Raw genomic sequence first — 14,864 nt, forward strand, 5'->3', positions numbered from 1 at the left:
GCGCCCCTGAGGGGTTGGGTGGTTCGGGTGGGTTGTGGGGTGCGGGGCCGTCGTGGTTGTTCGCGCAGTTCCTCGCGCCCCTTGGGGAGGTGGGTTTCGTATTGTTCGCGCAGGTACCGCGCCGCTTCGAGGCGGCTCGGGTGCACCTCCCCAGGGGCGCGGGGAACTGCGCGACCAGCCACGGGCGGGCCGCAGTCGAAGTCCTTGAGGGGCGCGGGGAACTGCGCGAACAGCCATGGGGCACCCGCGCCCGGCCGGCGACGGAGGTCACACCCCGTCCACCCGCGCCAGCAGCCCGGCGAGGGCCACGTCGAACTCCGCGGGCCGTTCCAGGTTCGGCATGTGGGCCGCGCCCTCGACGACGCGCAGGGCGGAGTCGGGCAGGGCGGCGCGCAGCGCCTCGGCGTCCGCGACGGGTGTGTACTCGTCGTCCGCGCCGACCACGACCAGGGCCGGGACGGCGACCCGGTGTCCCGACAGTCTGGCCGCCGCCCACCGGCGTGCGCCGCTCTCCGCCCTCTACGTGCAGCCCGCCCTGCACAATCCGACCTCGTTCACGATGTCGGACGCGGGTCGGCGCCGACTGGCCGCGCGGGTCGCCGAGTTGGGTGTTCCGGTCGTCGAGGACCGCATCTGGTCCTTCCTGCGGCCCGGTGACACCCCGCTGGCCGCGTACGCCCCGCGGCTGACCCATGTCGTCGACGGTCTGTCCAAGCGCGTGGCCCCCGGACTGACCGTGGGCTTCCTCGTCGTACCGCCCGGCCGGGTCGAGCCGGTGGCGGCCGGCTTGCGTTCGGGCGGCTGGGGCGCGGCCCGGTTCGCGCTGGAGGCGGCCGTGCGCTGGATCGCGGACGGCACGGTGGAGCGGCTGGTCGCGGCCAAGCGAGCGGACGCGGCCGCGCGGCAGCGGCTGGTCGCCGAGCAACTGGCGGGCTTCGCCGTACGGTCCGACCCGCACGCCTACTACGCCTGGTGGGAACTGCCCGCGCCCTGGCGGGCGGACACCTTCACCGCCGCGGCCGCCGCGCACGGCATCGCCGTCACTCCGGGACCGGCCTTCGCCGTCGACCCCGGCCGCACCCCCGACGCGGTCAGGCTCGGGCTCGCGTCTGCTCCTCCGGACGATCTGGCGCGGGCGCTGCGGACGCTCGCCGCCGTCGCCCGGGGCGGACCCGGTCCGCGTAGCGGGTGAGCCAGGTCAGCCCTGCCACCGTGAGACCCAGGGCCAGCAGCAGCCAGGACACCGTGCGCAGGGTCTCGGTGAGGGCGTCGTAGACCGCGCCCGCGGCCGCGGCGGAGACCTCGGCGGGCAGGCCGGTCACGGTCAGATGTCGTCCCACGGCCACCGCGACGCCGAGCAGCGCGCCGCCGAGGGCCGTGCCGAGGGCGGTCGCGGTGACCGCGCGGCGGCGGCAGGTGGCGGCCGCGATCCCGGCGACGGCGAGCACGGCCGCGCTCAGCGGCAGCCAGAACGCGGCGATCTCCAGCACCCTCAACCCCTTCCGCATGCCGCTCAGTTCATCGGCGGGCAGCACGGCCACCGCCCGGTGCGTGACCGGGATGCGCCGGGCCAGCGGCACGTGTTCGGCGGCCAGTTGGTGTTTCACCCGGGCCGTGACCTGCGCCAGGTCCACGGTGACCGGGCCGGCGCCCTCGCCGTGCAGGGCGCGCAGCACGGCGTCGTGCGCGGACCGGTTCGCCTGGTCCCAGCCCGCGCGGAAGGCCGCGGTGCCGGCGAACGACCGTACGGCGTCGCGGAGATAGGACCGGGCGATGCCGGTGCCGGTCTCCCGGGCGAGTCCGTCCCCGACGGTGTCCGCGACCGCGTCCTGCACGGCCGGGTCGTCGGCCAGCGGTCCCATGGCGCGCACATAACGCCCGGTGTCCGCCAGCCCGTACGCCGCCCAGGCCGCCAGCGCGCCGAACGGCAGCAGCAGACAGGCCAGGCCGACGAGGGCGGCGGAGAGGGCGGTTCGCAGACGGGGGGACACGCCTTCCAGCCAAGTCGCGGCCCGCGTGCGGCGCGAGCGGGGCGCGGCCGTACGGGTGCCCAGGCGGCCCAAGGCTCTGGCATATGCCAGATGGGCTTTCAGGTACGGTCCCGAACGGCCCCCGGAACGCCCCGGAACGGGGTCCTAGCTGGGCGTTCCCCCCTCCGGTGGAGGGTTCACCCGAACGGGTGTTTCCTGGTTCTGGGGAAAGGAGGTCGATCATGCGCACCACTCCGGCCCTGCGGACCCTGACCGCGGCCCTGCTCGCAGCAGGTGGCACGCTCGCCGTCGCGGCGGCGGGCACCACGGCGGCAGCGGCGACCCCACCGGCGTACGCCGACGGACAGCACGACGGACACGGCGGCCGATCCCACGATCCGATCTGGGGCACTGTCGTCTCCGGCACCGACCTCAACCTGAGGCAGGCGCCCACCACCCACGCGCCGGTCGTCGGCTCGCTCTCACCGGGCAGCCAGGACCGCGTCCAGTGCAAGGTCATCGGACAGAGCGTCAACGGGAACCCGTACTGGTACTGGCTCGTCGGCGCCCAGGCATGGGCGAGCGCGGCCTTCGTCGAGACCGACGGTCACCACGTGCCGACCTGCGCGGACCCCTGTCCGCAATGGAAGGACGGCGAGTGGACCAACTGGGACGACCCGTTCTGGAACGACTCCTGGAGCGTTTCCGGCTCCGGGTCGTGGAGCGCCTCCGGCTCCGCCACCGGTTCCGGATCGTGGAGCGTGGGCGGCTCATGGAGCTGGAGCGTTTCCGGAGCCTCGTCAGGCGACTGAGACAGTCCCGGTCACCTGGTGAGTGGAGGGATGAGGGAAACGTGGACCCCGGCGACACACCGCCGGGGTCCACGGCCCTCTCCGACAAGCTCGACGGGACAGGCTCGACGGGGTGTCAGGAGATCCGATGCCCCTCGGCGTCCTCGTGCGTGTAGTAGCGGTAGAACAGCACCGCGAACACGCTCGCCGACACCACCAGCGACATCACGACCGAGCGCACGATGGACTCCCCGGTCTGCGCGTACAGGAAGCCGAAGGCACAGCCCGAGAACGCCGCCCACAGCACGGCGTGCAGCTCCCGGGGCAGCCCCGAGGCGACTGCCCGCACAGCGATCCACAGCACCGCGAACGCGACCGTGCTGACGAATCCCAGCAGGATGTTCCATCCGGTGATCTCGCCACCGGCGCGGTTGTTGGCCGCGACCCAGTAGCCGTAGATCAGCCCGAGTGTGACGGGCAGGGCCCAGTGCATGATCTTGTGGGTCCGTGCGCTGAACACGTCGGGCAGCCCGGCGGCGTTGACGCCGACGGGCACGGGTGCCGCATGAGCCATGAGAGGACTCCTCTCTCTCCTCGCCCCCGCCTTCCAGGGCACACCTGTGCGGGGTCGAAGGCAAGTCGATGGTCGCGGTGGTCGCTGCGCGGGCGAGCCGTGGTCACCGCTGGGTGGGGTGGTGGCTGTGTGTCTGTGGGTGCGGGTCGTTCGTGGCCGTTCGCGCAGTTCCCCGCGCCCCTGAGGAGCTGGGTGGCTCGTGCCCGTGCGTGGGTGCGGGTTGTTGGTGGGCGTTTGCGCAGTTCCCCGCGCCCCTGAGGGGCTGGGTGGCTTGTGCCTGTGCGTGGGTGCGGGTTCGTCGTGGCTGGTCGCGCAGTTCCCCGCGCCCCTAAAGACCGGCTGGTCCTCCTGAGGGGCGCGGGGGACGGCGCAGGTTCTTTAGGGGCGCGGGGAACTGCGCGGCTTTTAAGGGGCGCGGGGAACGGCGCAGGCTTTTGGGGGGCGCGGGGAACGGCGCAGGCTTTTGGGGGGCGCGGGGAACGGCGCAGGTTTTTTGGGGGCGCGGGGAACTGCGCGGGTTTTTGGGGGCGCGGGGAACTGCGCAAGCTTTTGGGGGGCGCGGGGAACTGCGCAGGGTTTTAGGGGGCGCGGGGAACTGCGTGGGTGGGGTGCGAACGGGCGCGGTCGGGTATGGACAGGACCCCGCCACTCAGCGCGCCCTCAGCGGAGCGGATGCGGCGCGTCCGGGCACATGCTTCGCTGAAGCCGTGAGCGGTGACGGCGGGCGGCGGCTGCTCGACCGGTATCCCCGGGCCGGGCACCGGGATGCCGTGCCCCGCAACGAACTGCTGCGGATCGGCGGTCACAGCGTCGCCTGGGTCCCCCCGCTGGTGCTGCTCATCGCCATCGTCGCCATCGACTACCAGACCCCGCGCGGCTTCCGGATCATCTCCTGGCTGGTGCTCGTGCCGGGCATCGCCGCCGCGATCTGCGGGCTGCGCGGCACCGTCGTCTACGCCGTGCTCGCCCCGGCCGTCTACCTGCTCGCCGACAGCACGCTGCCGGGCCAGTATCAGGCCGGCATGGCCGACTTCGTCCTCGCCACGCTCGGCGGCCTCCTCGCCATGGCCGCGTGCGGGGTCCGGGTCCGCGGGGAGCGCCGCATGGTGCACATGCGGGACATCGCCGACGCCACCCGCCGCACGGTGCTGCGCCCGCTGCCCCCCGGCTTCGGCGGCCTCGACCACGCCTTCGTCCACCTCGCCGCCGACACCGACGCCCGCGTCGGCGGGGACTTCTACGACATCCAGCCCGGCCCGCACGGCACCCGGGTGCTCCTCGGGGACGTCCAGGGCAAGGGCCTGGCCGCGGTGGACGTGGCGGCCGCGCTGCTCGGCACCTTCCGCGAGGCCGGGTACCACGAGGCGGACCTGGGCACGGTCGCCGACCGACTGGAGGTCCGGATGATCCGGCACCGGGCCCGTCTCGCCGAGCTCGGCAGTTCGGAGGGCGACCGCTTCGCCACCGCGGTCCTGCTCGCCTTCCCCGACGAGGCCCCGGACACGGTCGACGTGATCGTCTTCGGCCACGATCCCCCGCTGATCGTCGGCCCGCGCGGCGTACGCGCCCTCCCGCCCGGCGACACACTCCCCCTAGGCCTGGCCGAACTCAAGTCCGCAGCCGGCCCGCCGCCGGTCAACCGCGTGCCCCTCGGCCCCGGCGAGACGCTGTTGATGACCACCGACGGCGTCACCGAGGCCCGCGACCGCCACGGCGTCTTCTACCCCCTTGAGGACGAGGTCGCCGGGGTCGTGGCCGCCGATCCACGGACCGTCGAACCGCACCGCCTGGTGACCTTCGTCCGGGACGGGACGCTGCGGCACTGCGGCGGCAGACTGGCCGACGACACCACCGTGTTCGCCGTCCGGCGGCTGCGCTAGCGGACTCGCCCCCCGACGCCCTGTGTCGCGACCCGTTACGGTGTGGCACCGGTACGTGATCTACAGGGAGGCGACCATGCCCGGAACCGTGCTGCTGCTCGCGGCCTCGCCGGTGGGCCGGGGCAGATTCGTGGACGCGGCCTCGGTGCTGCCGGTCCTCGCGGCCGTGGCGCCCGCCGTGCTGGCCGGCACGGACACCGCGAACGTCGTCGAACTCGCCGACCCGCTGGACCCGCAGGCCGTGCTGACCCGGCTGCGCGCGGCCGCGGCCGCCCCGGGCCCGCTCACCGTCTTCGTCAGCGGCCAGCTCCAGCTCGACCGCCGTCAGCGCCTGCCCCACCTGGCCCTCGCCCGCACCACCCCGGCGACCGTGCGCTACACGGCCCTGCCCTGGCACTGGTTCCGGGAGGAACTGCGGCTGCGCTCGCCCGGGACCACGACGCTGGTGATCGACCTGCACGCGGACGCCGAGGCCTGGGAGCACCTGACGGCGCACCCCCTGGACTGCGGCCGCGACACGGCGGTGTACGGGCGCCTCGCCCCGCCGCCGGGCAGACGGACCGTGGCGCGGCCCTCGTACATGAAGGCCGTCGCGAGCGTGCTGCGCAGCGGTCACCGGCCGCCGCTGGAGCGGCTGCACGAGGAGGCGCTCGGCCGGGTGGCAGCCGAGGGCGAGACCGTCGGGACGGTGCTGAGCACGTGCCCGCCCGCCGCTCCCGGTGATCCGCACGTGGCGCTCACCAGCGCCGTGCGGGCCGGGCGGCACGCCGACGCCGACGCGCTGGCCGCCGGGTGGGAGCAGTCGGCCGTACGGGCGCACGGGCCCGGGTCGGCCGAGGCGCTGCACTGGACGGAGGTGCGGGCCGATCTGGCGATGCTGGCCGGGGACCCGGTGCGCAGCTGCCACACCTGGCTGGCGGTCGCCGCCGCGCGGCTCGCGGCCGGGCAGGCGCCGGACGCGCCCGCCGTGGAGGCGGCGGCCGACCGGGCGCATCACCAGTGGGGCCGTATCGACGACGGAGCGCGGGCCCGTGAACTCGGACCCGCGCTCGCGGAGTTGCGCTCCAGGGTGCCCGGTCGCAGGCAGGGCGCCCTGGAGGATGTGCGCGGGCGGCTCAGCCGGCTGGAGCCGGTGCCGCCGCCCGGCGCGGTTCAGTTCGTGAAGTAGAAGTACTTCCAGGCTCCGTGGGTGGTGGAGTTGACCGAGTCACCCGAGCTGCCGTTGATGTACGAGGCGCGGGCCCGCAGGCGCCAGCCGGTCTCGTGCGGGCCGAGCAGCTCGACCTTGGAGACGCCGGTGGAGCTCAGCGGGAAGTAGTAGCTGTTCGCGTCGTACCACGTGCCCTGGTAGTAGATCTCGAACGCGAGCTTCTGCTGACGGCCGGGGTACTTCGACATGACCGTGGTGAAGATCGGGTTCTTGGACTTCTTGTAGAAGTGGTAGGTCTGACCCCACGTGGACTTCTTCTGGTAGTAGCCCGTGAGGCCCAGCGAGACCCGCACCTTGGCGCCGACCGTGCTGGTCACCGTGCGCGGCTTGTAGCGGGAGTCGCCCGCGAACTTCGCGGTGATCTTGGCGTCGCGGGTCATGTCCAGGACGACCGAGAGGTTGCCGCTGGAGTTCACCGTGCCGGACCTCACCAGCCGGTTGGGCTTGTCCGCGCCGAACGGGTCGGCCCAGATCTCGACCTTGCGGTTCTTGTACGTGGTGCCCAGGTGCGCGGTGAAGCGTACGTCCGCGCCGTAGCTGTACACCTTGCCGTTGTTGTTCAGCGTCAGCGCGGGCGTGGCCCGGGAGACCTCGACGCTGTCCGTCGCGGAGGCGGCGAGGTGGGTGGCGTCACCGGCGTACGTCACCTTGTACGTGACCCTGGCGCCGGACAGCGGGGTGTCGCTGAAGGAGAACTTGCCGCCGGTGCCGAGGGACTTGGTGCCCAGGGACTTGCCGTTCGGGGACTCCAGGTCCGTGCGCACGACCGTGATCGGCGTGCCCGCGGGCAGCTTGGAGCCGGAGACCAGCGTGCCGCTGACCGTGAGGGGCTTGGCGCGCGGGGCGGTCGTCGGGACGTTGACCGTCGCCGTGGTCGGGTACTTGCGCGGCTCGTCGATGCGGCGGAAGCGGGTGCTGTCGCTGTTGCCGGTGAGCACGAACAGCTTGGCGCCGTCGGCGGACCAGTTCAGCTGGTGGCCCCACTCCGGCATCCACTGGTGGGTCAGGTTGCGCACGCTGGCGGGCTTGGCCGCGCCGCCGCTGAAGACGTACGTGTCGCCGAGGTCGTCCACGTCACGGACGGTCGCGGCGACCGTGCCGTCGGGGGCGACGTCCACCATCAGCGGCTGGTCCTTGGTGGGGTAGGTGCGCACCACGGACAGGTCGGACAGGCGGTACTCGGTCACCGCGCGGGAGCCGGGCCCGGCGACGACGACCGACTGGCCGTCCGGGGTGAGCGCGGCGTCCCGGTGGAAGCCGCCCGGGGTGGCGGAGACCTTGATCGCCGGGGTGCCCGTGGCGACGTCGTAGACGACGATCGGGGCCGAGCTGATGTGACCGTCCAGGGCGACGAGCGTGTTCGCGTTGTCCGGGTCGGCGTACAGCATGGGCGGGCCGGACCAGTCGTGCCCGCCGTCGAGGCCGAGGCGGACGGTCGGTGCGTCGGCGGCGGCGGCCTGCGCGGAGCGGGCCTGCGCGGCGGACGGCGTGTCCGCCGGGTCCGGGGTCTCGGTCGACGTCTCCGTGTCCGTCGGGTCCGGGGTCTCGGCCGGCGTGGTCGTCTCGGTGTCCGTCGGGCTCGGCGTGTCCGTCGGGTCCGGCGTGTCCGTCGGGTCCGGGGTCTCGGTCGGCGACGGCGTGTCCGTCGGGGTGTCTGTCGGGTCCGGGGTCTCCGTCGGGGTGTCCGTCGGCTCCGGGGTCTCGGTCGGCTCCGGGGTCTTCGGGATCAGGTCGACCGCGCCGAGACCGGAGTCCCACTGGTCGCCGTAGCCGAACCAGATCGTGCCCTCGGTGTAGGCGACGGTGGACGGGATGGTGCCGGTGCCCGTCGGGTACTCGGCGGTCTGCACGAGCAGCTCGGTGTCGATCGCGACGATCTTGTCGGCGCCCTGGACGGCCGCGTACAGGGTCTTGGCGTCCGGCGTCAGCACGAGATCGCGGACCTGCGGCAGACCGGTGAACGTCTTGACGACCGTGCCGGAGTAGTCGGTGACGACGATCCGGTTCTGGTACCGGTCGCTGAAGAAGATGCGCTGGTGGACGCCGTCCACGACGCTGTCGTCCGCCTCGGACACGGCGACCGGCCGGTCCGTGTCGGCGATCGCGGGCGTCGAGGTGAGGACGGCGGAACTGAAGAGGACCGCCAGGGCGGTGGCGGCCGGGAGAGTGCGGATACGCACGCTGGTTCCCCCCGGAACAAAAGAAAGGTGGGCCTCGCGGCAGTGGCGGAGCTGCTGTTGTGGGCGCTCTGTGTGCCGCGTGTGGCGATTGAGCGAAGAGTAAAGGATGGTGCTGACATCGAATCCTGCGGGGGTGCGTCGGGCAACGGAATTTTTGGGATTCCCGTGAGCACAGGGGAGTTGCCTCGTTACGCTGGGCGACATGGTTCACGTGCGCGAACTCGACCCGAACGCCTCGCCCTTGGACTACTTCGGCTATGAGCTCCGCAGAAAGCGGGAGGAAGCGGGCCTGACGCTGAAGGAACTGGGCGGCGTTCTCTTCTGCACGGGGTCTCTGATCGGCCAGATCGAGACCGCGTTGAAAGTGCCGCAACGGGAGTTCGCCGAACGGGTGGACGCGGCGTTGATGACCGACGGGTTCTTCTCGCGGCTGGTGGGGTTGGTTCTGCGGAGCCAGTTGCCCAGCTGGTTTCAGGCTTACGCCGAGATGGAGGGCAAGGCCACGTTCATCTCCTCGTATCAGTGCCAGGTGGTGTACGGGCTTCTCCAGACGCCGGAGTACGCTGCCGCACTCTTCGAAGTGGACCACCCCGGCAGGATCGACGAGCTGGTCGCGGCCCGCGTGGATCGGCAGCGGATGCTGGAACGCGAGCAGCCCCCGTCGTTGTGGGTGGTTCTCGACGAGTCGGTGCTGTATCAACTGGTCGGCGACCGTGACGTCATGCGCGGCCAACTCGCCAACCTGCTGCGCTATCGGAACAACCCCTGGGTGCACATCCAGGTGCTGCCTTACGAGGTGGGCGCACACACGGGAATGATGGGCTCGTTCAACGTCCTTCGCTTCGACGACCACCCCGATCTCCACTACTGCGAGAGCTACGACCAAGGGCACATGACCGCCAATCCGCAAGTGATCAGGGAGCGTTCGGTCGGCTACGCTCGCTTGCAGGCCGCTGCCCTCTCGCTGGAGGACTCGGCCGACCTGATCACCCGCGTGATGGAGGAACGCTATGCAGAACAGCCTGGATCCGAACCGCGCTGACTGGCGTAAATCTTCGTACAGCGGGACAAGCGGCGGTGACTGCGTCGAATGCGCCCCCCGCGGAGCCGCGCGCTGGCGCAAGGCCTCGTACAGCGGAAACACCGGCGGCGACTGCCTCGAAGTCGCCGACACTCCCTGCACCATCGCCGTGCGCGACTCCAAGAACCCCGCTCACGGCACCCTGTCACTCTCCCGCGAGGCCTGGGACGCCTTTCTCGGCCACCTGGCCCGCTGACTGCGCTCTCGTCGGCACGGCGCTGGACGCCGTGATCAGGGCGACCGCCGCGATGATCGCGGCGGCGAACGCGCGGGCGAGTCGCGCCGGTGGGCGTCCGTTGCGGGGCATGGAGCGGTAGAGCACGGCAACCTCGCAATACAGCGACCGGTTAAGCACCCTTAATTCGGTCTCCAACCTAGGGGGTTCCGGAGCCCGGCCGGAAGAGGGAAATTGATGGCCGGGCTCCGGACGGGAGTCTGATCAGCGGAGCAGCCAGGTCAGGGAGTTGGTCGCTGACACGAGCGCTGACGGGTCGCGCAGGGACGCCGACCCGTCAGTCACCGTGGCCCTGACGGTGTGCGGGCCGCGGCCCCGGATGCCCAGTTCGGCCGGCGTGACCGAGAGGTCGCCCGTCGCGCGGTCGACCCGCTTGCCGTCGGCGTACCAGGTGAGGCGAGGCGCCGCCAGGCCCGTGAGCGGGGCGAGCTCGACGGTGAGGCGGGTGCCCCGGGACACGGGGGCCGTGGTCGGCGTGCGCGGCGTCAGCGTGTCGGCGTGGGCGTAGAAGCCGGCGATCATCGCCTCGCGGCCGACGAGGTTGAATTCCGTCGAGGTCAGGGTCCGCATGATCGAGGTGTCGGTCGGTCGGAAGACGCCCGTCTCGTAGTAGCCGCCGCCCTCGTACGTGCCGACGGGCGAGCCCGTGGGGTCCTGCTCGCCCACCCAGCGGTGCCACTTGGCCGAGCCGAGGTCGCGGTGGGTGGAGAGGTTGATGTCGGGCGCCTCGGGGCCGGGGTAGGCGCCGTAACCGGCGTACTGGTACTCGTCGGCCAGGTTGCCTATGGAATGGCCCAGTTCGTGCGCGCCGATGAGGTAGGAGCGCTCGTTGTCGGAGGACATCGTGGCGATGCCCCGGTAGATCGCGCCGTCCGGGGGCGTGGTGAAGGTGTAGCCCGCGCCGCCGTACTTGGTGGAGTTGGCGACGACGAAGACGATGTCGGCGGCCGGAGCGCGGTTCGCCTGGGCGGTCACCGCGTCGGTGTCCACGCAGAGCAGGCGCTCGATCTCCTCGCAGAAGAAGTACGAGCCGAGGGCAGTGTCGCGGGTGACGTCGGCCGTGGGGTCGCCCGAGACGCCGGAGACCGGGGAGGCCGCCTCGACCAGCCAGATGTTGAACAGGCCGCGGTAGCTGCGGTACGGCTCGATCGCGAAGATCGCGTCCAGCGAGCGCCGGGCGTCGGCCGTGAAGTCGCCCTGTTCGGCGGCCGTGTAGCCGTCACCGATGACGACGAGGTCCAGGCGGGCCTTGGTCGGGCCGGTCCGCTGGAGCGGCTTGACCGGTGCGGTGGCGGGGGCCGCCGTGCGGTGGGCGCTGTCCTCGACCTCCACATGGCGGGGCCTGGCGTGCGGGCCCGCGAAGTACTCCACCTCGTGGGTCTCGCCTCTGGGCGCGGCCTGTGCCGCCGGGGCCGCCGTGCCCGCCGCCAGCAGGGCCGCCGTCGCGGCCAGGCCCGCGCCGAGCGAGGTCAGCCGGCGTTTCCTTGCGTCTCCGGTCACCGCAACCCCTCGAAAGCAATCGATTAAATGCGCTTAAGTGATTGATTAAGTTAGGGGCGGCAGGGGTAACGCACAAGGAGGAGAAAAGAGTTGGGTGCATTGATCGGCAAGCGGACTGTTGATAAGTGGACTTACTGGCATGATTGAGTGCATGCCTGAGCGGGACGATCCCGAGACCATCGGTCGCCGTGTGCAACAGTTGCGCCGTGAACGCGGGTTGACCCAGAAGCAGTTGGCCGAACCCGCGTACACGCCCGCGTACATCTCCACACTGGAGGCCGGGCGCGTGCGGCCCTCCGACGACGCGCTGCGCCATCTCGCCGCGCGGCTGGGCGTCGGCTTCGAGGAGCTCGCCACCGGGCGTCCCGCCCATCTCGCCACCGGCCTGCGGCTGCGGCTCACCGAGGCCCAGCGCACCCTGGCCGAGGGCGAGGCCGACGAGGCCGCCGGGCTCTACACCGCGCTGCTGGCCGAGGCCGAGACGCACAATCTGGTGGACGAGCAGGCCACCGCCCTGCTCGGACTCGGCGAGTGCGGCCTGGACACCGGGGACATCGTCGCCGCCCGCGAGTACTTCGAACGCGCCGAGCAGGTGCTGTGCGGCCGGCCGCTGCCCGCCCGGGTACCGGCGCTCAGGGGCCGCGCGGTCGCCCACTACCTCGCCGGTGAACTGCGCTACGCCGTCTACCTCCTGGAGTCCACCCTCGACGAGCTGAACCGGGGCGGACTGCACGACCCGGACGCCCTGCTGCTGCTCTACACCGGGGTCATCGCGCCGTACATGGACATGGGCGCGCACGCCCGCGCCGCGCAGGCCGCCGAGTTCGCGCTCGCGCTGGCCCCACGGGCGGGCGATCCGGCGCTGGTGGCCCGGATGCACCGCTCGGTCGCCCGGACACTGCTGGCCGAGGGCCGGGTCTTCGAGGCCGACGCCTCACTGGCCAAGGCCGCCGAGATGTACCGCCAGCTGAAGATCCGCACCGAGCTGGCCAACTGCCACTGGATGCGCGGCTATGTCTGCGCCCAGAACGGCGAGCTGGAGAAGGCCGAGAACGAGCTGCGGGCCGCCCAGGACATGCTCGCCTCGCAGCGGTCCGCCCTCTACAGCAGTCAGGTCGCCGTCGAACTGGCCGACGTGCTGCACCGGCGCGGCCGCTCCGAGGAGGCCGGTGAGCTGCTGCGCACCGTGCTCGACGACCTGTCCTCGGAGCGCGGCGCCGTGCACGCCGCGGCCGCCCACCGGCTGCTCGGCATCATCGCCGAGGACGCCCGTGACACCGAGGCCGCCGAGGAGCACTACGTGCGGGCGCTGAGCCTGCTGGAGCGGGCGGGGGCGGCCGGGGACCTGGCCGACCTGTGCCGGCTGCTCGGGGACCTGCTGCGGCGCACCGGCCGTGTGGAGGCCGCCCTGGACGCCTACCGCACCGGCCTCGGCCACCGCACGGCCCCGGGCACCACGACGCTGGGCCCCGCGCCCGCCCAGCCGCCGCTGTGACGCCGCGCGGGATCACACCTGGACGCGGCCCTGCTTGCGGACCTCCGCCAGCCGTTGCGCGCCCAGGCCCACCGCCGCCTCCAGCGCCTCGGGCGGAACGTCGCCCAGGCCGCCGGTGGTGACGGTGAACGCGTCCTCGCCCACCCGGGCCGCGGCCGCCAGCAGGGTCAGGGTGACCCATTCGCCGTCGGTCTCCTCGCTGACCGTCACCAGCAGGCCCTGACGCGCGTCCCCGACCTCCGGCAGCGGGATGCCGTCGACCGTCACCGACAGCGGGGTCCCGCGCGAGGAGGTCGCCGTGAACCGGCCGCACTTGCCCGGCAGCCCGCCCAGCCAGGCGAGCGCCCGGTCCACCTCCGCGGGGGGCTGGGCGGTGACCTGGTGGCGCAGCTGGGCCTCGTCCCAGCCGTCGTCCAGGCCCACCGCCGCACGGGCCGGGGCGCCGAGCAGCTCGTCCGTGTAGAGCGCGTCCAGCAGCCGTCCGCAGTCCGGCTGCGCGGCCTTCGCCTTCAGGAACGCGTCCCGCCAGGTCGCCGCGCCCTGCGTCGGTGTCCACGGCTCGCCCAGATCCGCCTCGCTGATCAGGGCCGCGTGGGCCTGCGCCTCGGTCAGGGCGGGTGCGCTGGGCGGCGGGGCGGGGGTGGATGTGCTCGATGCGGGCGTGGTGGCCTTCTGCCGGGCTGCGGGGGCGGTCGTGGTGCAGGCCGTGGCGGCCAGCACCGTGCCCAGCAGGGAGGCGAGGAGGGCGCTCGGGATCGCGGGGCGGGTCATCGGGGGTGCCTCCGGGGGGACTTGCGGCGGTGGACGTAGATCAACGGCACCATCGCGTCGCCCCCGCCACCAGCGCGGCGACCCGTCCGGGTGACCGGCCCGGGCCGGCGTGGCTCGTGCGTGTGTGTGGGTGCGGGTGGCCGACGGCCGTTCGCGCAGTTCCCCGCGCCCCTTGGGGGGCTTGCGTGCGTTTGCGGGTGCGGGTGGTCGGCGGCCCTTCGCGCAGTTCCCCGCGCCCCTGAGGAACTGCGTGGCTCGTGCGTGTGTGTGGGTGCGGGTGGCCGACGGCCGTTCGGAACGGTCGCGTCGGAGATGCCACCGCAGGGCCGGTTCGCGCGTCTTGTTCCCCGGTGACGATGTCGCCGCCGGGGGCCGTGGACAGGGGGACCTCCGGCACGACCGGCCGCGGGAGCCAAAAGCTCCTTCGGACCGTCAGGGATACGGGGGACCCGACAGCCGTGCGCTTGACACCTTTCACTCACCGTGACGTGGGGCGACCGGCCGTGGCCGCGCTGGCCTTCGCGACGGTCGCCGCCGCCGTCGTCCTCGGCCGCCCCGGCCTGAACACCGTGGTCGGCTGCGGGTACGGCAGCGAGCCGTGGCCCTCCCAGACGGCCCGGGACTGGGTGACGTACGCCGACCACGTGGTCGTGGCGACACCGGCCGGCGAACAGGACACCGGGCGGCAGGACTACGACCGCGGCCCGGTGGCCTACACCGTCGACCGGCTGGTCGCCTTCCGTACCGAGGGCGTCCTGTGGAGCACCGAACGCCCCCGCCACGCGATCGGCCGCGACTTCGACATGGTCGCCCCGGGCTGGCGGGTCCCCAGGGCGACCGGCGAGCGCGTCGAGGCGACCACCGGTGACGCGCCACGCCTGGAGACCGGCCACACCTACCTCCTCGCCCTGCGCTGGGACGAAGGCGGCTGGACCGTCCTCGGCGAGGGCGCCGCCGTGCCCTTCGACGACGGGGTCGCGGGCCGCGGCGAGTGGTGCGGGCGGGTCCTTACCGAGGCGGACGTGGCCGCAGCGGAGCGCTTCTCCCGCAAGGACGACCGAAGCCTGGAGAAGGCGCTGCTGGGCCGGGGAGAGGCGGCGGTGAGCAGGGAACTGGCGCGGGCGGAGGGCAGATGAGCGGCACCGGGTGAGCGCCCGTGCCCGCGGCGCCGGGCGGG

The 14,864-nt window shown here is 72.7% G+C and carries 12 protein-coding genes and 2 pseudogenes; 8 read left to right on the plus strand and 6 right to left on the minus strand.

Annotated features, from left to right (window positions below; genetic code table 11):
• Window positions 1-267 precede the first annotated feature (267 nt).
• Window positions 268-468: pseudogene (locus ABZZ79_RS15000) on the minus strand (alpha/beta hydrolase); the annotation flags it as partial.
• Window positions 469-472: 4 nt separating this feature from the next.
• Here ABZZ79_RS15000 and ABZZ79_RS15005 point away from each other — a divergent pair.
• Window positions 473-1,192: pseudogene (locus tag ABZZ79_RS15005) on the plus strand (aminotransferase class I/II-fold pyridoxal phosphate-dependent enzyme); the annotation flags it as partial.
• Here ABZZ79_RS15005 and ABZZ79_RS15010 read toward each other — a convergent pair.
• Window positions 1,092-1,991 carry a hypothetical protein gene (locus ABZZ79_RS15010; RefSeq protein WP_356689349.1) on the minus strand — a complete coding sequence of 300 codons (900 nt, stop codon included), beginning with the start codon at window positions 1,989-1,991 and terminating at the stop codon, window positions 1,092-1,094. The pseudogene ABZZ79_RS15005 and the gene ABZZ79_RS15010 sit on opposite strands and share 101 nt — an antisense overlap.
• A gap of 221 nt (window positions 1,992-2,212) precedes the next feature.
• Between ABZZ79_RS15010 and ABZZ79_RS15015 the strand changes: the two genes are divergently transcribed.
• Window positions 2,213-2,782, plus strand: coding sequence for an SH3 domain-containing protein (locus tag ABZZ79_RS15015; RefSeq protein ID WP_356689350.1), 570 nt, complete (start codon window positions 2,213-2,215; stop codon window positions 2,780-2,782).
• Between the two features lie 115 nt (window positions 2,783-2,897).
• Here ABZZ79_RS15015 and ABZZ79_RS15020 read toward each other — a convergent pair whose 3' ends face one another.
• Window positions 2,898-3,335, minus strand: a complete 438-nt coding sequence (locus tag ABZZ79_RS15020; protein ID WP_356689351.1) for a hypothetical protein — start codon at window positions 3,333-3,335, stop codon at window positions 2,898-2,900.
• A 707-nt stretch (window positions 3,336-4,042) separates the two neighbouring features.
• Between ABZZ79_RS15020 and ABZZ79_RS15025 the strand changes: the two genes are divergently transcribed.
• Window positions 4,043-5,215, plus strand: coding sequence for a PP2C family protein-serine/threonine phosphatase (locus ABZZ79_RS15025; protein WP_356689352.1), 1,173 nt, complete (start codon window positions 4,043-4,045; stop codon window positions 5,213-5,215).
• 76 nt (window positions 5,216-5,291) lie between these two features.
• Window positions 5,292-6,383 carry a hypothetical protein gene (locus tag ABZZ79_RS15030; protein WP_356689353.1) on the plus strand — a complete coding sequence of 364 codons (1,092 nt, stop codon included), beginning with the start codon at window positions 5,292-5,294 and terminating at the stop codon, window positions 6,381-6,383.
• Here the strand turns inward: ABZZ79_RS15030 and ABZZ79_RS15035 are convergent.
• Window positions 6,368-8,605 (minus strand): Ig-like domain repeat protein, encoded by a 2,238-nt coding sequence (locus ABZZ79_RS15035; protein WP_356689354.1) that lies wholly within the window; start codon window positions 8,603-8,605, stop codon window positions 6,368-6,370. The two genes, ABZZ79_RS15030 and ABZZ79_RS15035, sit on opposite strands and share 16 nt — an antisense overlap.
• Window positions 8,606-8,807: 202 nt before the next feature.
• On the opposite strand from ABZZ79_RS15035, the gene ABZZ79_RS15040 reads away from it, so the two are divergent.
• Together ABZZ79_RS15040 and ABZZ79_RS15045 are read left to right on the plus strand one after the other, a co-directional pair.
• Window positions 8,808-9,647 (plus strand): helix-turn-helix transcriptional regulator, encoded by an 840-nt coding sequence (locus ABZZ79_RS15040; protein WP_356689355.1) that lies wholly within the window; start codon window positions 8,808-8,810, stop codon window positions 9,645-9,647.
• Complete coding sequence (locus tag ABZZ79_RS15045; RefSeq protein WP_356689356.1) at window positions 9,616-9,882, plus strand: DUF397 domain-containing protein; 267 nt, start codon at window positions 9,616-9,618, stop codon at window positions 9,880-9,882. The genes ABZZ79_RS15040 and ABZZ79_RS15045 overlap by 32 nt, the downstream gene beginning before the upstream one ends.
• 243 nt (window positions 9,883-10,125) lie before the next feature.
• Here the strand turns inward: ABZZ79_RS15045 and ABZZ79_RS15050 are convergent, their stop codons facing one another.
• Window positions 10,126-11,421 (minus strand): M64 family metallopeptidase, encoded by a 1,296-nt coding sequence (locus ABZZ79_RS15050; protein ID WP_356689357.1) that lies wholly within the window; start codon window positions 11,419-11,421, stop codon window positions 10,126-10,128.
• Window positions 11,422-11,572: 151 nt separating this feature from the next.
• Between ABZZ79_RS15050 and ABZZ79_RS15055 the strand changes: the two genes are divergently transcribed.
• Window positions 11,573-12,916 (plus strand): helix-turn-helix transcriptional regulator, encoded by a 1,344-nt coding sequence (locus tag ABZZ79_RS15055; RefSeq protein ID WP_356689358.1) that lies wholly within the window; start codon window positions 11,573-11,575, stop codon window positions 12,914-12,916.
• 12 nt (window positions 12,917-12,928) lie between these two features.
• Here the strand turns inward: ABZZ79_RS15055 and ABZZ79_RS15060 are convergent, their stop codons facing one another.
• Complete coding sequence (locus ABZZ79_RS15060; protein ID WP_356689359.1) at window positions 12,929-13,687, minus strand: hypothetical protein; 759 nt, start codon at window positions 13,685-13,687, stop codon at window positions 12,929-12,931.
• A 488-nt stretch (window positions 13,688-14,175) separates the two neighbouring features.
• Here ABZZ79_RS15060 and ABZZ79_RS15065 point away from each other — a divergent pair, with 488 nt between their 5' ends.
• Entirely contained in the window at window positions 14,176-14,823 is a 648-nt protein-coding gene (locus ABZZ79_RS15065; RefSeq protein ID WP_356689360.1) for a hypothetical protein, read from the plus strand.
• Window positions 14,824-14,864 lie beyond the last annotated feature (41 nt).

Origin of the sequence: Streptomyces sp. NPDC006458, from assembly GCF_040612135.1 — a bacterium.
Lineage (GTDB): Bacteria > Actinomycetota > Actinomycetes > Streptomycetales > Streptomycetaceae > Streptomyces.